Source organism: Catelliglobosispora koreensis DSM 44566, from assembly GCF_000379685.1.
GTDB lineage: Bacteria > Actinomycetota > Actinomycetes > Mycobacteriales > Micromonosporaceae > Catelliglobosispora > Catelliglobosispora koreensis.
The window spans coordinates 295402-315535 of record NZ_KB903289.1 but is presented as its reverse complement, the minus strand read 5'-3'; the positions used below and the strand labels follow the sequence as shown (position 1 = coordinate 315535).

Here is a 20134-nt window from a genome sequence, read left to right as displayed (position 1 = left end):
GGAAAAGGTAGCATTGCGGCCGGCTTCGGCCAGTGATCAACGCGCTAAAGACGCTCGAAGAGTGGCTTACGATGGCGGGCTTTGCGCCGCCCCGGGCGCAGGAAATATCCGGTCACGGTCGCCAGCGCCAAGACCATCCCGAGACCAATGATGAGGAAGATGGTGCCGGCGCTCAGGCCACTCTTACGGGGAGGCGCACCAGCGGCATCGATAAGATCAGATTCCTTATCTGGTACGGGATCAGCGCTCGCCGAACTGGAAGGTGATTCCTCCGGGGACGGCGTCACTGACGGCGACGGTGCGGCCGGCTTGGACGCGGCAGGGCTGGAAGGCTTGGGGGACAGGGATTCGACCGACACCTGCGCACCCGACGATGACGATGAGCGGACCGTGATGCTGATTTTGTTCGCCATGTCCTTGATGACGGTCCCCGCTGGCGCGAAAGGTGTGCTCGCCGTGCCGGGGTTGATGAGTGACCCATTGCGGTAGTCCGTTCGCGTCACGACATAGACGCGCACACCGGGGTTGCTGATCGCGCTGTCCACTCCGGACGCTGGCGCTCGCGTCTCCACGATGTAGGTGACCGTTGACGAGGCTTTGTATTCCAGAATGCGCACGCCCGTCACGCTCACGGCGGCGTGTAAGGGCTTGAGGGAGAAGGTTCCCGGGCTTGTCGCCGTTTGCTTCCAGCCCGGCTGGGCCCAGCCCGAGTGCAGCATCTCGACAGAGGAGTATCCGCGCCCAGAACCGCCCGAGCCCATCGGGGTGTTGCCGCTGTATCCACTGTCCTTGCAGACCGCCAGATCGCCTTTGGCGCAGTCCTTCTTGGACTGATGCGGGTAGCCCTGGTTGTGGCCGATCTCGTGGACGATCGCCGATAGCGAGGGCCGCGGCGGGTACCACGTGATCTTTCCGGGCACCTGGCCGAGCCCGCCCCAGCCGCACAACGCGATGTCATAGACGACCGCGAGCGCGTCCCAGCTCACCCCGGCCGCAGACAGGTGGCTCTCCGCGTTCGTGCGGGCGAGGCCGGTGTGGCAGCCGCCTTTGTCGGCGTTAGCCAGCTCGGTGCTGGGCGCCGCCGTGAACACCCCATCGCCCGCGGGCACATACGTCAGCTGACCGTGCGTCACCGCTGTCATCCACGTCGCCAGGGAATCGGACCCACCAAAGAAGACATTGCGGTAGTAAGCCGTGTCAGCCAGCTGCGTGCGCTCGTTGGCGGTATCACCGTTCTGGATGACGACGACGGCGATCCGTTTGGTGACGGGTGCTTGGGCACTGGCCGGACCGGCCAGAGGCGTGAGCACGAGCAGGGCGGCAGTGGCTAGCGCGACGGCGAGGGGACGGCGCATGCCCGGGACGTTACCGGAGTTTTAGAAGGTCTTCGAGCCGGGGCAAGACAGAACTCGCTTCGGGAAGAGCGGCGAACGCGGCGGCCATCGCGCGGGCACTGTCGCGATAGGACGGTCGCGTGAGCACCTCGTTCAGGGCCGCGGCGATGGCGCCGGGGGTCACGGTCAGTGCGTCCAGCACGATCGCGGCACCCAGGTCATGGCATCGATGCGCATTGGACGGCTGATCGGCACCCATCGGCAACAGCACCATGGGCACACCGTGCGCCAGCGCCCCGAGCACACTGCCCGATCCGGCGTGCGAGATGACCGCCTGGCAGCGGGACAGGAGTTCAGCCTGATCGACGTATCTGTGTGCCTCGACGTTCGCCGGGTACGCGCCGAGGGCGGCTGGGTCCAGATCGGCGCCCGTGGTCACGATGACGTCAACAGGCAGCGAACTCGCAGCCGCGATCGCGCGCGGGAAAAGGTCTCCGGACTCGACGTTGAAGATGGTGCCGAGGGTGAGATAGACGAGTGGCCGGGCAGTGTCCGCCGTGGACACGGCTGCCGTCGCGGGCCGGAAGAAGAGGGCATCGCTGGGCAACGCGAACGCCGGATCACGGTAGCCGGGCGGAAACGGGACCAGGACGGCGTGTTCGCTAACCATGCGCAGCTGTGGGTCGGGTGGCAGGCCGTACTCGGCACGGACCGCGTCGAGGGTGTCGCCGATGAGATCAGGGCGCACAAACGATCCGGCCGCGAGCGTGATGACGGTGGCGTGCGGGAGCCCGAGCTTAACCGCTGCGATCATCGCCCCGAAGTCAGTCTCGTCGCAGATCAGCAAGTCTGGCTGCCAGTCCTGGCACAGGATCGTCACGTCAGCGGCCCGTTCTCGGGCCATCCGCCCGGCGAACCCGTTGCGAAACGCTCGTTCCTCGCGGTCGAGGTCAAGCGCTTCGAGCGCGACGATTTCGGTGATGGTCCGACCATCACCGCCGCTGGGAAAACCAGTGAACCCAGCTGACCGCACCATCGGCATGACCTTGGGCCGTCCAGTGACCGCTACCTCATGCCCAGCCTCCACCGCGGCGCGCGCGAGGGGAACGAGTGGCTGAAAGTGGCCATTGCCGCCGGAGAAGGTGAACAGTATCCGCACATGATCACTTTGCCAGGGGGTCCGAAGGCTGGCTAGCGGATTCCGATCCGGCCCGTGCTTGCTTGATCCGCTCGGCGATGGCGTGACTCAGCTGACGGTTCACGGCGGTGGCGCTCTCGGCCTCGCGCAGCAAACGGTCCCGCTCGTCAGACATCGACCGCCCCCAAAGACTCGCCGCCGCGGCGATGACGATGATTTCCGGCACCCCCAGCCGTTTGGCGAGCCGGGCCTCGGCCTGCCCAGCACCGGCCTCGGCGGTGCCAAGGGTGCGAACGTCGACGTCGCCCAGGTTCGCCGCCCGGATCTGGCGCATCTTCTCCACCGCCGCGACGTTGGCAGCCATCAGCAACGTGGTCGCGTCAGCGCCGACTGTCGCGAATGGACGGTGATAAGGCGTGCCGGTGACGATGTCGCGCACGTAGCCCGGCGGCAGCGGATCATGATCGGGCGCCAGCGCGACCGGGCTGTCCCCGGCGAGCAGATCCGCCAGCGAAACGCGGTGCCCGAGTGCCATGCTCAGCACAACCGGCAGCGCCAGTAACTGTTCGGCGCTAAGGGAACGCGTGCCGTGCTCCATAGACGACACCCAGTTCGCGGTCCAGGGCATACCCACCAGCTGGGCCGTTTGCGCGACTGACTCGACGGCGACGTGCGCCTGCTGGCGCAACCGGGTCACATTGCCCGCGACGAGGGCCCGCAACGACAGGGCAGATTGACTTTGCACGCACACGGCCATAACCGCGGGACATCAATTCCAAACATGAAGGGTTGGATGTGTATGCGGGCGGGTAACCACAGCCGCATGCGCATAGCCATGATCTCGGCTGGCCGGGCCGGGCGTCAGGAACAGTATGTGGCGCAGCTGACCAGAGCCCTGACCGGGCTGGGCCACCAGGCCACCCGGCACACCCCACGGGCCTCGGAAGTCGCCGACCTGGGCCGGTTCGGAAAACGGCTCGCCGCTCGCTGGGCCGACGAAGGAGCGCCCGACGTCGTGCACGTCCACTCGTGGATGGACTGCGCCGTCGCCCTTGCCGCGACCCGGCTGCCCCTCGTGATGACCGCTCACAGTGTCGATCCCATTCCGCAGGACGCCGTCTGCGGCGCCGCCGACCACGTCATCGTGCAAAACGGCCGGCAGGCCGACGGGTTCGGCCGTCTCGGTGTGGAAGAGGACCGGATTTCCATTATCCCGTCCGGAGTCGACACAGACCGCTTTCAGCCCGGCCACGTGGACATCCAAAGTGGACCGTTGCATCGCATCCTCGCCGTAGGGCTCACGCCCGGAGACGGTCTGTTCAGTCTGATCCGCGCCCTGCCCCAGCTGCCTGAGGCGGAACTGACGATCGCCGGTGGCCCGGAGCGGGGACGGCTCACCACCGACCCGCTCGTGCAGCGGCTCATCGCGCTAGCCAAGGACCTGTGGGTGGAAAACCGGCTCCTCATGCTGGGGCAGGTTCCTCGCGACCGCATGCCCGCGCTCTACCGGTCGGCCGACGCGATGGTCACTGTGCGCACCAGCGGTGGATTCAGCTCAGCGATGCAGGAAGCCATGGCCTGTGGCGTGCCGGTCGTGGGCTACAGCAGTGAAAACGCTCAGCGCACCGTCGTGAGCGGCCGCACGGGATTGCTAACTCCCGCGGGCGACATCTTCGCGCTGACACAGGCTCTCAGCTGTGCGCTATCAGACCGCATGACCCGGGTCCACTGGGGAAACGCCGCCCGCAGGCGGGCCGAAGAGCAGTTCAGCTGGCCACGAATCGCCGGGCAGGTCACCCGGGTCTACCGCGCAGCGGTCGCCAGCACGCAGGCACATAAAAGTCCCGTGAACACCTGAGACGATGCGTGGCGGACAGGTGTCCACGGGACCGGTCTAACGTGGTTTAGCTGAGATCACTATTAACGGCTGCCTTGGCCTTCTCTACAGGACTGGCCTGGACCGATTTCGCGCGTGCGATCCGGTCATCGAGATTCTGCTTCGCGTGCTTCAGCTCACTGCTAACCGCCGACACCGCCCGGTCAATTTCCGGCCGCCGCCGGCGCGCGATCTCCGAAGCGATCCAGCCCGCTGCCAGACCGGCCGCCAAAGCGCCGGCCACTGGCCATACCGAAGACCGCTGAGGCCGTCCGGCCAGCACATCCCAGGCAGCGATAGCTCTGCGGCTCGCCTCACCACTTAGGCCCTTCGCCCGCTCGGTTGCAGTGTCGCGAGTGGACCCTAGCGCTTCAACCAGCTCGTTCCAGGCAGCTGCCGCATGGTGCTGCGCGTCGTGTGCCTGCTTGCTGCCAAACACGATGTTCTCCTTCCATGCCCGGTCAACCCTTTTTGGCGGGGGTTAATGCTTTTGGCGTACCCGCTGTGGGCGGTGCCAAACCCAGGTTTGCCGAACGTTGTGCCTGGGTATCCCGCCGAGGTGATGGTCACCACGACAGAAGGGCTGCCGGGCTTCCGGGTCGACCGGGTGCTCGGGCCGGTAATTGGTATCGCCGCGCGATCGTTCAGCCCTTACTCCGAGGGGCTGAAGTCACTAACTGATGGACACGGTGTGGATCCAGCACATCGCATCGAGGTGCTCATGAATTACCGGGCGGAGGCGGTGGAACGCATGCTCGCCCAGGCGGCGCGAATTGGAGGGAACGCGGTCGTCGGCATGCGGTTTGATCATCGCTCGGTGACGGAATCGTGGAATGAAATATGTGCCTATGGCACCGCGGTCATCGCGACACCCGAACGCCAGACAGGAATTCCGCGGAGCAGACTAAACGATGCTCCCGCCGGCAGCGTAGGTTAAGGGAATGTTCGGCGTGGAGCAGGTCTCGGGCAATGGCGCGGTAACGGTCAAGATCTCGGGCGACATCGATTTAGCGACAGCGGATAAGGTCGGCGACGCCCTTGCCTCGGCCCTGGGAAGTTCCGCTAACGTACGGGTCGACCTATCCGGCGTGACGTTCCTCGATTCGACCGGCATCCGGGCCTTGGTGCAGGCTTACCGGCTGGCCTCGAGCAAGGGTGGCTCGTTGCACGTCTTCGGAGCTAAGCACTGGGTCGCGAAAGTGCTTGATGTTACTGGGGTTGGGCCGTTGCTGTCCGCTCCAGCCGAATGACCCACACCCACCCTGGGGGAACACTAAATGGCGCTGACCTGGCAGGTCCGGGAAACCTTCCCGGTGGCGGTGCTATCGCTATCCGGAGAGCTCACGGCGCACGACTTAGGCGACGCTGAACAGATCATCCTTGACAGCCTCGCCGCGATGCCCGCCGCTCTCGTCCTGGACGCGGCCGAGCTCACGGCCGCCGCTGACGATGGCCTGGATCGCCTCGGCGAGCTAGCCGAGTCCTCAGCGAAGTGGCCCGGGGTGCCTGTGGTGCTGGCCGGGCCAGAATTCGACGTCACGCCCTGCCGGCGTTACCTGATTTGCGTGCCGACCGTCGCCGCCGCCCGTGAGGCGCTCGCCGGTGTCGTGGTTTCCGCCCGTGAGTACATTGGCCTGCCCCCAGATCCGTCCTCGTGCGGGCGCGCCCGCGAATTCGTCGCCGCCGCGTGCGCTAAGTGGGGCGTTCGCCGTTCGGCCCGCCTGGCGGAACTGGTCGTCTCGGAACTGGTCGCCAACGGCGTGATGCATGCCAAGACTCCGCTTGCCGTGACGGTCCGCAGACAGGACGCGGGCATCGAAATCAGTGTCCGCGATGACAATCCGGTCATGCCGTCAGATAGCTCCGGCGACCCGCGTGGATTCGGGCTGCAGCTGGTGGGAGCGTTGTCCGAGGACTGGGGGATCGCCCGGACAGGCCGCGGAAAGGTTGTGTGGACGAAGCTGACCGGCGTAGGGTCAAAGGAAGGCGCTCCAGAAGGCGGGCGCCTGAGCCAATTGACCTAACCGGCCGGATAGTGGCGCGCGGTGGCGTGCGTTGAGGCGGCCCTGGTCGTGGCGGTGAGCCGTGAAACTTCACGACACAGCACTAACGGAACTTGAAGCACAAGCCGAGCTTGAGCGGATGCATGAGCTGACGCCAGGCGAGCCTGGTTATGCGGAGCTACGAGACGAAGTCATCGCCACGTTCGCTCCGCTCGCGCGCCGTGCGGCGCTGAAATTCCAGAACCGTGGCGAAGAACTCGACGACCTCGTTCAGGTCGCTTTGGTTGGCCTCATCAAAGCCGTCGACCGGTTCGATCCGAGCCGGGGAATCCAATTCGTGCACTATGCCGTCCCGACGATGACCGGCGAACTCAAGCGGCATTTCCGGGACCGTGCATGGTCCGTGCGGGTCAACCGGCGTCTGCAAGAGTTGCATCTGCGCATAGCGAAAGCCGTGCCGGAGCTGAGTCAGCGGTTGCAGCGCATGCCATCCGCCGAAGATCTGGCGGAGTATCTCGGTGAGACCGAAGAGGACATCCAAAGTGGACTGCGTTGCGCTGGCGCCTATTCCACGCGGTCGTTGAGTGACACCGTGCCCGGCAGCGACAGCACGCAGCTGGCCGAACTCATGGGAGAACTCGACCAGCAAATCGAAATGGTCCCCGACCGCCTCGCCCTGCGCGGCGTGATCGGGCGGCTGCCCGAGCGGGAACAGCACATCCTCAAACTGCGGTTTGAAGACAACCTGACCCAGGCCGACATCGCCGATCTCATTGGCGTGTCACAGATGCACGTGTCCCGGCTTCTGGCCAAAGCCTTTGCTGAGCTTAAAGAAATGCTGGTGCAAGACGATTAGCTTTCGGCCACCCAACCCGGTGGCAACTCGACGGCCTGTGCTTGGCCAGCGCAGGCCGTTATTCTGACTCGGTTTCCGCCGAGGGTCAGCCGGTCGAGCGTGACGGCTCCCCACTCGTGCGGAAGGTGCGGCGTGACTTTGACGGTCCGTTGCGGGACGTGTGGGTCGAGGCCGAGGAAGGCGCGCAGCACCATGAAAGGTGCGGCGCTGGCCCAGGCTTGCGGCGAACATGACGTCGGGTAGGGGACCGGCGATTCAAATGAGTCGGAGGGAAACCCGCAAAACAGCTCGGGAAGCCGCGCTCCAAAAGCGAGACCCGCGCGCAGCAAACCTTGAGCCAGCCGGTGAGCGAGTTCAACCGCGCCCGGCACGTGGGCGTAGCGCATGAGCCCGGCCACCGCGATCGCGGTGTCATGGGGCCAGACTGAACCGTTGTGATAGCTCATCGGGTTGTAGGCGCCCATTTCTTCAGAGAGCGTGCGCAAGCCGAAGCCACTGTCCATATCGGAGGCACTGAGCCGGGCGATGAGGCGTGCGGCATGTTCGTCGCTGAGAATCCCGCTCCACAAGCATTGCGCGGCGTTACTCGTCAGCGAATCCACGGGGCGTTTGTGCCCGTCTAGGGCAAGCGCGACGTAGCCGTCTTCGGGGAGCCAGAAGGCGTCGGCGAAGCGCTTACGCAACGCGGCCGCCTTGACGGTGCAACGCTCCGCCGTGGATGTATCCCCAAAGTGCGCGGCCAGTTCGGCACGAGCCAGCCACGCCAGGTAGGCGTAGCCCTGCACTTCGGCCAAAGCGATAGGGGTGTCCGCGAGGCGGCCCGACGAGTCGGTGACCCCATCCCAGCTGTCTTTCCAGCCCTGGTTGGCTAGCCCACGATCGGTGGCGCGCTGGTATTCCAGGAAACCGTCGCCATCGCGGTCACCAAACTGCTCCATCCAGGACAGTGCCTTGTCCATCGCCGGAAGGAGTTCCTTGATTTCGGCTTCGGGCGCTCCCCACCGCCACGCTTCAGCGATCAGAGCCACGAACAACGGTGTCGCGTCAACGGTGCCGTAATAGTTGTGCCCGCCGATCGCGCTGACGCTGTCGGGACCGAGGCGGGACTCGTGCAGAATCCGGCCTGGCTCCTGTTCGGTTTGCGGATCGATCTGGGTGCCTTGCAGTGACGCGAGGGTGTGCAGCGTGCCTAGGGCGATCCCGGTGTCCAGGGGCAGCAGCATCCATGCCGTGAGCAGACTGTCCCGCCCGAACAGCGTCATGAACCAAGGGGCACCGGCGGCCATGAAGACACGGCGCGGGTCGGCGGCGCTTTCCATGCGCAGCGCGTCGAGGTCGTGCAGACTTTGCCGCAACACTTGGCCGAGCCCAGCATGGTGCGTCTTGACCGACGTCACCCCGGTCAGCCACGGCGACTTTCCGATCGCCGCGCGCCCGCCCCAGCCACGGAACCGGGGCTGGACCGGGCGCCCAGTCACCACGGCTTGCGTGATGATCTCGGCTTCCCACTCCTCTCGCGGCCCGATGATGGCCTCCCAGAGCAGGCCAGCTGGACTGGACACCGGTTCCCTGGTCGCGTGGATGAAGATGCCGCGCTGGCCGTCAGAGCGGCTGAAGATGAGCTCCGTGCCGGGCGCCGATGAGCTATAGCCCTCACCGGCGCCGGCCCGGCCCTCTTTGACCGCGAACAGGTCGGCGAAATCGGCCGCGATTTGCAGCTCCACCTTCACCACCGTGGTCTCACGGCCGACATTGCGCAGCGTGATGATCTCCTTCATGCCGTCACCGACGACCCGGCGGCGCACGACCAGCAAGGTCGAGTCGGCCAGGCCCGCGGCCGGGGCCCGGCGCAAGACGAACCGGGCCTGGTAGGCATCGGGATTGGCGACGGACAGCCCCTGTGCGGGCAGCCCGTCGAGCCGAAGCTGCCAGCGCGAGATGATCCGCGAATCCCTGAAGAAGAGCCCTTGCGGTGTGCCGGGTTCGATGTCGCCGCTGGCCGCGCAGATACAGAACGTGGTGCCTTCCACCATCGTCACGTAATCGCGCCCGGGTGGGGCCAGCGGGACCGGTTCTCCGGCATTGAAGGGCGCGGGGCCGGTAGTCATACCCTCATCTTGCGCGAATGCGCGCGAGTCCGGGCCGCAATCGCGCGACGAAACGCCAGAACATAACCGGCCGACATGCGCTTGGCGCTAAAGCGCCGGTCCACGTGCGCACGGCACGCCTCGGGGTCCAATGTGGACACCTTGGCGATCGCTTCAGGCAGCTCCTCCGGCGTGTCGCAAATGAACCCGGTGACACCGTCGGTGATGACTTCGGCTACCGCACCGCCACGCAGGGCGACGACTGGCGTACCGCACACCATGGCTTCGATCATCACCATGCCGAACGGTTCTTCCCATTGGACCGGGAACAGCAGGCACCTGGCATTGGCCAGCAGTTCGCGTTTGTACTTCGCGTCAGCCACCCCGACAACCTGGTCCTGCGCGCCGAGCCGTGGTTCCACTTCGGACGCGAAATAGCGCTGTTCGACCGGCTCGGCGCACTTGCCCGCCAGGATCAGCGGCAGCCCAGCGGCGTGTGCCGCCTCGACCGCCAGGTGCACGCCCTTGTCCGGGTGATACCGCCCGAGGAAGAGCGCGTAGTCCTGCTTTTGTTTGGCGAACGGCCAGTGCTGCGGGTCGAGTCCATTGTGGACAGTTGAGATCCAGTTCAGCTCTGGGGCCAGACTTCGCTGCCGGTCGCTGATGGCGACCAGCGAGACGTCGGTGCCCAAAGCGCGATAGAACCGGCGCAGATCCGAATCGACCGGCCCGTGCACCGTGACGACCGTCGGCACGCCTAAAGCCGAGTAGTGCGAGGCGTTGAGCGGCCCGGCGAACGTGTGGTCATGAATCACGTCGAGTTCGCCGGAAGCCATCAGAAGTTCGACTTCGCGGCGGGTGAGGATGGCGTGCATGCCTTCTGGAAACGGTTCGCCGAGCCGCTCGGGGATCGTGCGATCCCAGACCGTCCTGTGCCTGGCTGCGGTGCCGTTCTTCCCGGCCGCGATGAGCGTGACGTCGTGCCCCAACGCCACCAGGCCGTTGGCGAGGTCGGCCACGACTGCTTCGACCCCTCCATAGGCCTGCGGCGGTATGTCGAAGTACGGCGGAGCGATCAGCGCTACACGTAGCGGTCTAGACGGTATCTCTTCGTCTTCGTGGGCCAGAAACAAATGCGATGAGCCGGAGACCCGGTCTCTGGAGCCTGTATTCCTCACGGGATTTAGACCTACCCCGATTGGCGATATTCAAATCATTTCTGGTCCGGTATGCCCCAAAAGAGGGATTATTTTGCGTGGCTTGTCCGGTTATGCTGGCCACTTGCCGGTAAGCTGCTTGATCCCTGTCGCGCCCCCGCGGTCGACCGCGGCTTTCACGATCGCGAAGATGGCGCCCTGAATCGCAGCCGCTATAAGGATTTCCGTCCAGGTGCGGTCTTCGTCTGTCGCGTTCGGAGTGTCGTCCTCGTCGGCGATCAGCCGCCACACCTGCTTGAACACCACGCCCGCGGCGATGCCCGCGAGCGCTCCGGCCACCATTCCGAGCGGCTTATAGACCAGCTTCGTCATGCTCGGCGGCTCCTTGTGACGGCGATGATGATCGCTACCGCGGCGGCGGCAGCCGCGGCGAGCAATAGCCACTGTGCTGTCGCCTGTGTCTTGACGGTTAGCGCGTCAAGCGTGCGGCCCAGTTCTTCGCGTTCCTGGCTGATCTCAGCCCGTAGGGCCTCGGTATCACCCATGCTTTCCTCCTAGCGTGTCAAGGTCGGCCTGCATGCTCTCCATCGCTTGCGTGGGAGCCAGCGGTGGAACCTGCTTGAGCTGGTTGCGCCCCGCCACCGCCTGGATCGCGGCGACGACGAACAGGACCGCTGCCACCACGAGCGCGGCCGCCCAGCCCGGCATGACGAGCGCCAAGGCCAATCCCGCCGCCGTAATGAGGGCAGCGACACCATAAAGAGCGGTCAAGCCCGCACCACCCAGCATTCCGGCACCGCGTGCCGCGTGCCGGCCTTTCTCGGTGATTTCCGCCCGTGCGAGCCGGATTTCGTCCCTGGCGAGCGCGGAAATCTGTTCTGCTGCCTGGCGTACCAACGCCGCCGTCGATTGCCCGGTGAGATCGGTCATCGGTTGAGCTCCTCTCGCTCTCACAGGCTGATACCCGGCAAAGGTCACTGATAACCGCCCTGAGCGGCCGCCAGTAGAGTCTGATCACGTGACACCCCCGCACACCAGTTCCACCAAGCCCCGCCGGCGCATCCTGCTTGACACCCGCCCGCTGCGGCACGTGGCGTTCCGCCGCCTTTGGCTGTCGACCATCGTCACCGCGATTGGCGGGCAATTCACCGCCGTCGCTGTGCCCAAGCAGATCTATGACATGACGGGCTCGTCGGCCTGGGTCGGCATCGCCAGCGTCACCGGGCTTGTGCCGCTCATCGTCTTCGCGCTGTGGGGTGGGGCGATCGCTGACACGGTTGACCGGCGCAAGATGCTGCTGTTCACCAACTCGGGCATCGCGCTTTTGCTCATCGTCTTCTGGCTGCAAGCCGCGTTCGATTTCGGCTCTATTCCGCTGCTGCTCGTGCTCGTCGCGGTGCAGCAGGCGCTGTTCGGGATGAACATGCCGGCGCGGACCGCTTCGGTGGCGAGGCTTGTTCCGGCGGCGGACCTTCCGGCGGCTGTCGCTCTGAACTCCACGGTGATGCAGGGAGGCCAGATTGGCGGACCGTTGCTCGCGGGAGCGCTGATTCCCCTGGCCGGTCTGCCAATGCTGTACCTAGTGGACGCCCTCGCGCTGTGCGCCGCGCTCTGGGCGGTCTGGGCGCTGCCCTCACTCGCGCCGCTCAACGGCGAGACCCGGCGGGCCCGCTTGCGGGATGTCCTCGATGGATTCCGTTATCTGGCAATGAACCGGCTGCTGCTCGCGTCCTTCGCCGCCGACATCATCGCGATGGTCTTCGGGATGCCCCGGGCGCTTTTCCCCGAGCTGGCCGCGACCGGTTATCCAGGTGTCGGCAACGATTTCGCGCTAGGCCTGCTTTTCGCGGCGGTTCCCATCGGTGCCCTCGTGGGCGGGCTGCTTTCTGGCCTGTTCTCCGGCATCCGCCGCCACGGCCTGATGGTCGTGCTGGCTGTCGGTGCCTGGGGAGCCGCCATCGCTGGCTTCGGCCTGAGCCGCTCGATCTGGTTCGCGGTCTTCTTCCTCGCTCTCGCCGGTGTAGCCGACATGGTGTCGATGGTCTTTCGCGGAACGATCCTGCAAGCGTCCGCGACCGATGAGATGCGCGGCCGGATGCAGGGCGTCCATACGGTCGTGGTGGCAGGCGGTCCCCGGCTGGCCGACCTCTTCCATGGCGTAGCGGCGGCGGGGACGGGAGCGGCCGTGGCGGTCACCGGGGGCGGCGTGCTCGTCATGATCTTCGTCGCGGTGCTGGCGTTCACGGTTCCGGTGCTCGTCAAATACCACGGAGCCCCACGCGGTTAGCCGTAGCGTTCCCGGGTACCCCCACGGGGACAGCAATTTCATAGCCAAGGAGGCATGCCATCATGCAGGACCTGTTGGTACGCGACGTCATGACGCCTAACCCGGTCTGCCTGCCGCCCTCGGCGACGCTTACTCAGGCCGCCGAAGCGATGCGGGCGCAGCACATCGGCGATGTCATCGTCACCCGCGGGACCGAGCTGGCGGGAATCATCACCGACCGCGACATCGTGGTTCGCGCGATCGCGATGGGACTTGATCCCACACGCAGCACACTGTCCGAAATAGCCACCTCAAGGGCCATCTGCCTAACACCCGAACAGTCTGCTTCGGACGCGGTGAGCCTCATGCGGGAGCACGCTTTGCGCCGGCTTCCCGTGTGCACCGAAGGAAATCAGGTAGTCGGCGTGGTGTCGCTGGGCGACCTCGCGACCGAGCGAGACCCAGCCTCGGCACTGTCCGACATCAGTGCCGCACCGCCCAACAACTGACGTTTAGGAACCAGACCGGATGGGCAACACGTAAGTACCCCATCGATTCTGGAGGTTAGTGATGTCGTTGCTGCTCTGGGTTCTTGCCGTCATCCTCGTGGTGTCCGGCATTGTCGCCCTCTTCCGCAGCCAGTTGCTGTGGGGGATCGTGCTCATCATCCTGGGCCTGGCGGTTGGCCCGGGCGGTTACAGCATCTTCAATTGATGCTGTACGCAAGCTCCAGGTGCCGTGCGGGAAAGGCTTTCCCGTGCGGCACCTGGTTTTTTACGCGCTTTCGCGATGTTCGAGACCGATCGCTTGCCGCAGTTCCTGGAGGTCTTGACGCAGCAGGGTGGACTTCGGGCTGCGGTGGGCCATGGACTCCATGAAGTCGGCCAGGCCATCGGCGATGGCGTTGAGCTTGTGCTGGGTCGCCTCATCGGATCTGCGCTGACTATTTTGGAGCAGCGCGACCATCAAGAAGGTGACGATCGTGGTGGCAGTGTTGATGATGAGCTGCCAGGTGTCTACGTCTTGGATGAGGAAATAGCTCGGCGCCCAGACGAGCACCAGGCTCACACAGATGGCGAAAAACCAGGGGCGCGAAGCGAACTTGCTCGCCGCACTGGCGAACTTGTCGAAAAAGGAAACCTCCCCGGTAACCGAAGAGGGCATATCTTCTTTATGGCCGGTACTCATCGAGCCCTCCACCTCAGCTGGAAGGGCGGCCAAAGCCCTTGCCGACTCTGACCGCCCTATCACGGCCGGGGCCACCCCTTAGGGCCCCGGTCATTCCCCACCAGCAACCAAGCCGGATAACCAGCAAGTACCCGGCTCCGTATGGTCTAAACACCTGATTTAGCTTTCCCCGCTGAGCACCCTTTCCCGCAGCTGAAGCATGGGAACCTCGGCTAAATCCGTGAAGTGAGCTCGCGCGAGAGCCGCCGCCCGGTCACCGTCTTGATCCACTATGGACTCGGCCAGCGCCCGGTGATCTTCCAGTGCTCGTGCCCGGATGTTCTGGTCGAATGGCAGGGCTCCAGTGCCGAACGTGAGCTGATCGCGCAGTTGGCTGTCCATGCTCACGTAATAGGGGTTGTGTGTGGCTTCGGCGATCGCTGAGTGGATGGCGTGGTCGGCCTGGCGCAGCTCGTCGCGCTCGATGGCGCTGGCATAGGCCGCGACTGCGGTTTCGATCGCGAGGATGTCGCTGTCGGTGCGGCGTTGCGCGGCTATCCGGGCGATCAGCGGCAAAATGGTGCTCGCCAGGTCGAACAGCCACTGCAGTTGCTGCCACCTGGGCAGCAGCAGATCACGGATGTGGCCGGGGGAGGACGGCCCCCAGGCGGAGTTGATCCACACTCCGCCCGACCGTCCACGCCGGATGGTCACGTAGCCGAGCGAGGCGAGCTGATGCAGCGCGTCGCGCAGGGTCGCCCGGTTGACCGACAGACGGGCGGCGAACTCCCGCTCCGGCGGCAGCTTCTGTCCTATGACGAGCTCGCCAAGGGCGACCGCCGTGATCAGCCGGTCCACCAGCTGCTCGGCCGCCGTCTTCGCCTTGAACTCAGAAAACCCTGGTCCGGGGCGCAGCTGAATGACCATCGCCTCACCTTAATGAACATCCATTGACATATTTGTGTTTATTCGAAAAACTCTAAATGGTTCGAGCATTAATCCATTTTACCGGAAGGAGTCCAAAGTGGCTCTTGCTCGAAGGATAGCCCTGGCTATCGCAACCGTTGCGGCGCTGGTGATCCCGGCCGCGCCGGCCCAGGCAGAACCCGATCTGCCGCAAGCCGTCGCCGCCGAGCTGATCGCTCTGCACGGCAGTCAGGCCAGGGAGACATTTCGCACCACGGCTCTGGAAACCCTCGTTGAGCCCAAGCGCAGCGAAGGCGGGTGGACGTTCGGCGGCAGCGTGATCAAGGTGCCATCCGGAGTGCACGGTTCCCCCATCACGGCCTTGTTCCTCGCCAAGCGCACCGGTGCTAAGTGGACGGTGCACCTTGAGGGAACGCCCGGGTTCAAAGCGGCTTCGCGTCAGTCGCCCGTGCTCGACGCGGGCGAACAGCGGTTGTTTGGCAACCAGGAAGTGACCGCCCTTGCCCCGACCGGTCTCGGCTTGCCCTGGAAGCAGGGACAAGGCTGGGCGCACTGGGGAGTGCACGGCAACTCCGGGACGTCGACGCCCTACAACTCCATCGACTTCTACGGTGGAGACGGTCGCGTGCTCGCTTCACGGGCCGGCAAGATGTACCGGTTCTGCACCAGCGGAACGTGGCCGTTCATCAAGGTGGTGCACGACAACGGTTACACGACCGGCTACTACCACCTGCGTAACACCACCACCAAGGGCGACGGGTCCAATGTGACCGAAGGTGAATACCTCGGCATGATCGCCGAACAGCTGCCCTGTGGCGGTTCGGCTAATGGCGATCACGTGCACTGGACGCTGTGGCAAGGAAACACGGCGGTGACCGTCGTCGGCAAGACGATCGGTGGCTGGACGTGGTACGCGGGCAGCCAGGCCTACCAAGGCTACGGGGAACGCAACGGCGTGAAGGTCTACCGTAGTAACTGCTGCCCGATCATCAACTACGGCTCGGGCGACACGACGCCACCGGGCACCGCGACGGGGACGGTCGATTCGGGGACGTTTAGCTCGGTCAACGTGCGGTCCGGGCCGGGCACCAGTTATAGCGTGGTGCGCCAGGCCTACGACGGTGACGTCATCCAAATCTCTTGCACCGCAAGGGGTTCGACGGTCACCGGGCCACTGGGCACCACAGATCTGTGGGACCGGATGCCTGACGGCGGCTACATCAGTGACGCCTTCGTCGACACCGGGACCAGCGATCCCGTCGCTCCTCCCTGCTAACTGCTTTTACTGGTAACGGTCCGGCTAGCTGCGCCACGCCGGCTAGCCGGACCGCCTCGGCGGGTCCGACACGTGGTACTCGTGGTATTCGGCGGCAAGCGTGAAGCCGAGCCGCGAGTACACCCCAATGGCAGAAGTGTTGCTGGCTTTGACGTTGAGGGTGATGGTGTCCACAGTGGACAGCAGCCGCCGGCACAGCTGGGTGACCGCTGCTCCTGCCAGCCCTCGGCCGCGCCACTGGGGATGTGTCGTCACATTGCCCAGTGCGGCCACCCGATAGCGAGGCGAGTAGACGTGGATTCCGGCGATGGCGGCCAGCATGCCGTCACGGCGGATGCCGATGTATTGCCCGGTTTGCAGCATCCGTGCGTCGAACCAGTTGCCTGGATAAGCCTCGGCGTAGAGCTGAAGGATCTCGGGCAGGTCGGCTCCGGACAGCACTTCGCCCTCGCCGTCTGAACCCGTCAACATCGCGAGTTTCATTTTCAGGTGAAGCCCGTTATCGGCCACCGTGTAGTGCGGTTCCAAGGCGGCGGACAGCCCGGGTGTCAGGTGCGCCTCGAAGCGCCGCGGCAGCAGGGGAGCGAGGTCACCCACGAACGATGGCGACGCACCCAGGCACAGCAGCACCGGGAAACCACCGCCGTGATAGATGAGCGCGACCGACTGTCCGCTGGAATACCAGGTGGTGAAGGGCCAGAAGAAGTCGTCGAGGTCACCGAGCTCATAGGCGTGCAGGGCCGGATCGCGGCTCAGCAGCGCGGAAAGCTCATCCCGGTCGTGGAGACTGCGCATAGCTATAGGGATAGCAGGCCTTGTGCCATCGCGGTGGTTACGGCGGCTGTGCGGTCGGACACGCCGAGTTTGGTGAAGGTGCGTAAGAGGTGGGTCTTCACGGTCGCCTCGCTCACGTGCAGAGCCGCCCCGATCTCCGCGTTGGACAGCCCGCGCGCGACCAGTGCCAGCACTTCGGTTTCCCGTGCTGACAAGCTAATCCCGGGCCGGGTGCGGTGCTGCCACAGCCTTCCCGCGACGGAGGGGGCGAGCACGGTCTCTCCCTTGGCCGCGGCACGGACCGCGGTCAGCAATTCTTGCCGGGACGCGTCTTTGAGCAGGTAACCGGCGGCACCGGCCTCGACCGCGCGCAGGATGTCGGCGTCGGTCTCGTGTGTCGTTAGAACAACCACGCGAGTGCCGAGATTCAGGGCGCCGATGCGTGCCGTCGCGGTGACGCCGTCGCCGTTGGGCATCCGCAAGTCCATCAGCACCAAGTCGGGACGCAACGCCTGAACCGCTGTCACGGCTTCGTCTCCAGAGGCGGCTTCGCCGGTGACGGCGATATCGGCTTCGCCGCTGAGCATGCCACGCACCCCGGAGCGGACGACCGGGTGATCGTCAACGATGAGGATGGAAATCATGTCGGCACCTCCACGGTGACGGTGGTCTCGCCGGGTGCCGACGTCACCGACACGTGACCGCCCGCCTGGGTGACTCGCGATCGCATAGCAGGTATGCCGTAGCCAGACGTGACCAAAGACGGGTCAAATCCCTTGCCGTTGTCCCGCACTTGGAGCCGGACAGTGCTTGGCGTGTATTGCAGTGAGGCGCTGATCTCGCTCGCTTCAGCATGCCGTCGCACATTGGCGAACGACTCCTGAGCGGCCCGCAACAACACGACCTCGGCCGGAATCGGCAGTGGGCGGGGCAGACCGTGCACCTGCATGGTGGTCAGATAACGGTCCGCCAGGCGGTGCAAGGCTTGAGGCAAATCCTGTCCCGAAGGCATGAGGGCATCGAGGACCGCCCGGATTTCCTTGAGGTTCTCGCGAGCGGTCAGTGCGGCCAGGTCGAGGTGGCGCCGGGCTTCGCTGGCATCGCGATCGAGTGCGGCGTCGGCGGCTTGCACCAGCATGACCACACTGGACAGTCCCTGCGCGATGGTGTCGTGCAGGTCGGCGCCGAGGCGCTGCCGCTCGGCTTCGCGGGACAGCCGCGCGACCTCCGCCTGGCTTTGCGCCAGTTTGATTCCCTGATCGATCACCTTGTCTAACGAGTACCCAATGGTGGTTGTCAAAACGATGGCCAGGACGCCGATGGCCAGCGGATGAATCCACGGTCCCGTGCGTGTCACCGCTTGGACCGCGGCCGGCAGCAGATTCAGCACCACCGTGGCGACCGTGCCCCACCGGAACCCGAGGGCCATGTGGGCCAGCGGCGACAACGCGAACAGGATGAACGAGGCACCCGTGTCGAACGTCAGCGCGACGGTGAGGATGACGCCTGCCCCGGCGAAGAAGACCACTGAGCGGACCGTCGGGTGGTCACCGTCAATGCAGCGCCGGCCCACGACGAGGTACCACGCGGCCATCACCGCCAGGGTGATGGCCGCTGGGCGGTTGACGGCCAGGAACATCGTCCCGGCCGCCACTACCCCGAAATACAGCTCCCACCAGGGCAAGCTGCGCTGCCAGGCTTCTAGCCCGCTTGGCGGCTGCGCCACCGGAACGTCGCCAGACACAGCACCAGCCCTCCTATGCACCAGGCCGCCAAGACCAGAGCGACGCGACCATGCTCCCACGATCCCGTGATTTCGTGGTCCAGCAAGCTGTCGGGCATGAACACCGACCGGAAACCCTGAGCCATCCACTTGAGCGGAAACACCGCTCCAATGTCGACGAGCCACTCGGGCAGGTTCTTGGCCGGGATGACGAACACGCCAGAGATGAAGCACAGCACCAGATAGGGCAGGTTCATGACGGCTGGCGCGCTGCGTGCCGTGCGGGGCAAGCTGCTGGCGGCCACGCCCAGCAGGCTGCACCCAGTTACGCCGAGCAGGAACACCCACGCGAAGGTCGCCCATTTGCTGACGTCGTTTGGCAGGTCAACGTCGAAGAGCAGGACACCGGCGGTCAGCATGATGACGACTTCGGCCAGGGTCACGACCAGCACGAGGATCAGCTTGCCGAGGAAATAATGGATGCGCGGCATGGGAATCCCGAGCAGTCGCTTGATGGTGCCGTCATCACGGTCCATGGCGATGCCGATGCCCAGATTGACAAACGTTGTCGACGCGATCCCGGCCGCGAGCATGCTCGCTGTGAACATCTGGCTTCCCGTGACACCGGTGTTGCGCATCTCGTCGTCGAAGATGCTGCCCAGCAACAAGAGCAGGACAGTAGGTAACGCGAAGGTGAACACCACCGCGTCACGCTGGCGGAAGAAGAGCTTCAGCTCGAGGATGCCGCGTCTCATTTGCCTTCTCCGATCAGCTGCAGGTAAACGTCTTCCAGGGACGGCCGGGTGACCGTGAGGCCTTTGACCTCACCGAGTGAAGCGACGAGAGCCGCTGGGTCGTCGGTCTGTGTTTCGCCGCCGTCCCAGCGCACGGTCGCCTTGGCGGTCGCCCTTCCCCCAAGGGTTTTCGGGTCGCCCTCGGCGACGATGCGGCCCTGCGCGATGACGGCGACACGGCTGGCGAGCGCCTCGGCTTCCTCCAGGTAGTGCGTCGTCAGGACGATCGTGGTGTCCTCAAGCGCCTTGATGAGTGCCCAGAAGTGCCGTCGCGCCTGCGGATCGAATCCCGTGGTCGGTTCGTCAAGGAACAGCAGCCGGGGCCGCCCGACGATGCCGATCGCGACATCGAGCCGGCGCCGCTGCCCGCCCGACAGGGTGCGGATGCGTGCCTTCGGTTGCAGGTCAACGAATCCAATGACTTCCGCTGGCGGACGCGGATTCGGGTAGTAGCTCGCGAAGTGCGACACCATCTCCAGGACGGTCAGATCAGCGGCGTCGGCGACTTCCTGCAAGACGATGCCAATCTCATCCTTGCGCGGTCCAATCTCGACGGTGCCCGCGTCCTTGGTGCGATGGCCTTCCAGGATCTCCACCGTGGTCGTCTTGCCCGCGCCGTTCGGGCCGAGCAGGGCGAAGCATTCGCCATAGGCGACATCCAGATCGAGGCCGTCGACAGCGACCTTGCCCCCGTAACTCTTGCGCAATCCCTTGACGTGGATAGCTTTTTCGGTCATGCGTTGATCGTGGCGCCGC

25 protein-coding genes are annotated in these 20134 nt (G+C 65.1%); 9 read left to right on the top strand and 16 right to left on the bottom strand.

Annotation, left to right across the window (positions count from 1 at the left end; genetic code table 11):
* Window positions 1–44: 44 nt before the first annotated feature.
* Genes A3E1_RS0129475 through A3E1_RS45225 form a run of 3 tightly spaced genes read right to left on the bottom strand, consistent with a single transcriptional unit; the run spans window position 45 to window position 3217 of the window.
* Window positions 45–1355: a metallopeptidase domain-containing protein gene (locus tag A3E1_RS0129475; RefSeq protein ID WP_020524404.1), complete on the bottom strand. Its 1311-nt coding sequence runs from the start codon at window positions 1353–1355 to the stop codon at window positions 45–47.
* 10 nt (window positions 1356–1365) lie between these two features.
* Entirely contained in the window at window positions 1366–2493 is a 1128-nt protein-coding gene (locus A3E1_RS0129470) for a glycosyltransferase (protein ID WP_020524403.1), read from the bottom strand.
* 4 nt (window positions 2494–2497) lie between these two features.
* Window positions 2498–3217 carry a hypothetical protein gene (locus A3E1_RS45225; protein WP_157631800.1) on the bottom strand — a complete coding sequence of 240 codons (720 nt, stop codon included), beginning with the start codon at window positions 3215–3217 and terminating at the stop codon, window positions 2498–2500.
* Window positions 3218–3295: 78 nt separating this feature from the next.
* Between A3E1_RS45225 and A3E1_RS42725 the strand changes: the two genes are divergently transcribed.
* On the top strand, window positions 3296–4330 hold the full coding sequence (locus tag A3E1_RS42725) for a glycosyltransferase (RefSeq protein ID WP_169454460.1): 1035 nt from the start codon (window positions 3296–3298) through the stop codon (window positions 4328–4330).
* A gap of 46 nt (window positions 4331–4376) precedes the next feature.
* Here A3E1_RS42725 and A3E1_RS47430 read toward each other — a convergent pair whose 3' ends face one another.
* Window positions 4377–4787, bottom strand: a complete 411-nt coding sequence (locus A3E1_RS47430) for a hypothetical protein (RefSeq protein ID WP_020524400.1) — start codon at window positions 4785–4787, stop codon at window positions 4377–4379.
* Window positions 4788–4886: 99 nt separating this feature from the next.
* Here A3E1_RS47430 and A3E1_RS42715 point away from each other — a divergent pair, with 99 nt between their 5' ends.
* The 4 genes from A3E1_RS42715 to A3E1_RS0129435 all read left to right on the top strand — a co-directional run bounded on the left by A3E1_RS42715 (window position 4887) and on the right by A3E1_RS0129435 (window position 7207).
* Window positions 4887–5285 carry a YbjQ family protein gene (locus A3E1_RS42715; protein ID WP_157631799.1) on the top strand — a complete coding sequence of 133 codons (399 nt, stop codon included), beginning with the start codon at window positions 4887–4889 and terminating at the stop codon, window positions 5283–5285.
* A 4-nt stretch (window positions 5286–5289) separates the two neighbouring features.
* A complete protein-coding gene (locus A3E1_RS0129445) occupies window positions 5290–5598 on the top strand; it encodes an STAS domain-containing protein (protein ID WP_020524398.1) in 309 nt (102 codons plus the stop codon).
* Between the two features lie 27 nt (window positions 5599–5625).
* Complete coding sequence (locus tag A3E1_RS45220; protein ID WP_020524397.1) at window positions 5626–6372, top strand: ATP-binding protein; 747 nt, start codon at window positions 5626–5628, stop codon at window positions 6370–6372.
* A 61-nt stretch (window positions 6373–6433) separates the two neighbouring features.
* Window positions 6434–7207 carry a SigB/SigF/SigG family RNA polymerase sigma factor gene (locus tag A3E1_RS0129435; RefSeq protein WP_020524396.1) on the top strand — a complete coding sequence of 258 codons (774 nt, stop codon included), beginning with the start codon at window positions 6434–6436 and terminating at the stop codon, window positions 7205–7207.
* Here the strand turns inward: A3E1_RS0129435 and A3E1_RS0129430 are convergent.
* From A3E1_RS0129430 to A3E1_RS0129410, 5 genes are all read right to left on the bottom strand, one after another.
* Window positions 7204–9315 carry an amylo-alpha-1,6-glucosidase gene (locus tag A3E1_RS0129430; protein ID WP_020524395.1) on the bottom strand — a complete coding sequence of 704 codons (2112 nt, stop codon included), beginning with the start codon at window positions 9313–9315 and terminating at the stop codon, window positions 7204–7206. The genes A3E1_RS0129435 and A3E1_RS0129430 overlap by 4 nt on opposite strands.
* Window positions 9312–10427, bottom strand: a complete 1116-nt coding sequence (locus tag A3E1_RS0129425; protein WP_169454467.1) for a glycosyltransferase family 4 protein — start codon at window positions 10425–10427, stop codon at window positions 9312–9314. Before A3E1_RS0129425 ends, A3E1_RS0129430 begins: the two co-directional genes overlap by 4 nt.
* A gap of 135 nt (window positions 10428–10562) precedes the next feature.
* A complete protein-coding gene (locus A3E1_RS0129420) occupies window positions 10563–10823 on the bottom strand; it encodes a DUF4235 domain-containing protein (protein ID WP_020524393.1) in 261 nt (86 codons plus the stop codon).
* Window positions 10820–10996 (bottom strand): DUF3618 domain-containing protein, encoded by a 177-nt coding sequence (locus A3E1_RS46405; RefSeq protein WP_020524392.1) that lies wholly within the window; start codon window positions 10994–10996, stop codon window positions 10820–10822. The genes A3E1_RS0129420 and A3E1_RS46405 overlap by 4 nt, the downstream gene beginning before the upstream one ends.
* Window positions 10989–11381 (bottom strand): phage holin family protein, encoded by a 393-nt coding sequence (locus tag A3E1_RS0129410; RefSeq protein ID WP_020524391.1) that lies wholly within the window; start codon window positions 11379–11381, stop codon window positions 10989–10991. The genes A3E1_RS46405 and A3E1_RS0129410 overlap by 8 nt, the downstream gene beginning before the upstream one ends.
* 88 nt (window positions 11382–11469) lie before the next feature.
* Between A3E1_RS0129410 and A3E1_RS0129405 the strand changes: the two genes are divergently transcribed.
* The 3 genes from A3E1_RS0129405 (at window position 11470) to A3E1_RS47785 (ending at window position 13431) form a co-directional block, all read left to right on the top strand.
* Window positions 11470–12738 carry an MFS transporter gene (locus A3E1_RS0129405; RefSeq protein ID WP_020524390.1) on the top strand — a complete coding sequence of 423 codons (1269 nt, stop codon included), beginning with the start codon at window positions 11470–11472 and terminating at the stop codon, window positions 12736–12738.
* Window positions 12739–12800: 62 nt separating this feature from the next.
* Window positions 12801–13226 (top strand): CBS domain-containing protein, encoded by a 426-nt coding sequence (locus A3E1_RS0129400; protein WP_020524389.1) that lies wholly within the window; start codon window positions 12801–12803, stop codon window positions 13224–13226.
* Between the two features lie 61 nt (window positions 13227–13287).
* Complete coding sequence (locus A3E1_RS47785) at window positions 13288–13431, top strand: GPGG-motif small membrane protein (protein ID WP_020524388.1); 144 nt, start codon at window positions 13288–13290, stop codon at window positions 13429–13431.
* A 60-nt stretch (window positions 13432–13491) separates the two neighbouring features.
* Here A3E1_RS47785 and A3E1_RS0129390 read toward each other — a convergent pair whose 3' ends face one another.
* Together A3E1_RS0129390 and A3E1_RS0129385 are read right to left on the bottom strand one after the other, a co-directional pair.
* A complete protein-coding gene (locus A3E1_RS0129390; protein ID WP_026208965.1) occupies window positions 13492–13905 on the bottom strand; it encodes a low affinity iron permease family protein in 414 nt (137 codons plus the stop codon).
* Between the two features lie 159 nt (window positions 13906–14064).
* Window positions 14065–14811, bottom strand: coding sequence for a FadR/GntR family transcriptional regulator (locus tag A3E1_RS0129385; protein WP_020524386.1), 747 nt, complete (start codon window positions 14809–14811; stop codon window positions 14065–14067).
* 97 nt (window positions 14812–14908) lie between these two features.
* Here A3E1_RS0129385 and A3E1_RS0129380 point away from each other — a divergent pair, with 97 nt between their 5' ends.
* A complete protein-coding gene (locus A3E1_RS0129380; protein ID WP_245571443.1) occupies window positions 14909–16087 on the top strand; it encodes a M23 family metallopeptidase in 1179 nt (392 codons plus the stop codon).
* A gap of 42 nt (window positions 16088–16129) precedes the next feature.
* Here A3E1_RS0129380 and A3E1_RS0129375 read toward each other — a convergent pair whose 3' ends face one another.
* Genes A3E1_RS0129375 through A3E1_RS0129355 form a run of 5 tightly spaced genes read right to left on the bottom strand, consistent with a single transcriptional unit; the run spans window position 16130 to window position 20115 of the window.
* Entirely contained in the window at window positions 16130–16882 is a 753-nt protein-coding gene (locus A3E1_RS0129375) for a GNAT family N-acetyltransferase (protein WP_020524384.1), read from the bottom strand.
* Window positions 16883–16884: 2 nt separating this feature from the next.
* Window positions 16885–17505, bottom strand: a complete 621-nt coding sequence (locus tag A3E1_RS0129370; protein WP_020524383.1) for a response regulator transcription factor — start codon at window positions 17503–17505, stop codon at window positions 16885–16887.
* Complete coding sequence (locus tag A3E1_RS0129365) at window positions 17502–18605, bottom strand: sensor histidine kinase (protein ID WP_051105186.1); 1104 nt, start codon at window positions 18603–18605, stop codon at window positions 17502–17504. Before A3E1_RS0129365 ends, A3E1_RS0129370 begins: the two co-directional genes overlap by 4 nt.
* Entirely contained in the window at window positions 18563–19339 is a 777-nt protein-coding gene (locus tag A3E1_RS0129360) for an ABC transporter permease (RefSeq protein ID WP_020524381.1), read from the bottom strand. Before A3E1_RS0129360 ends, A3E1_RS0129365 begins: the two co-directional genes overlap by 43 nt.
* A complete protein-coding gene (locus A3E1_RS0129355; RefSeq protein WP_020524380.1) occupies window positions 19336–20115 on the bottom strand; it encodes an ABC transporter ATP-binding protein in 780 nt (259 codons plus the stop codon). The genes A3E1_RS0129360 and A3E1_RS0129355 overlap by 4 nt, the downstream gene beginning before the upstream one ends.
* Between the last annotated feature and the right edge of the window lie 19 nt (window positions 20116–20134).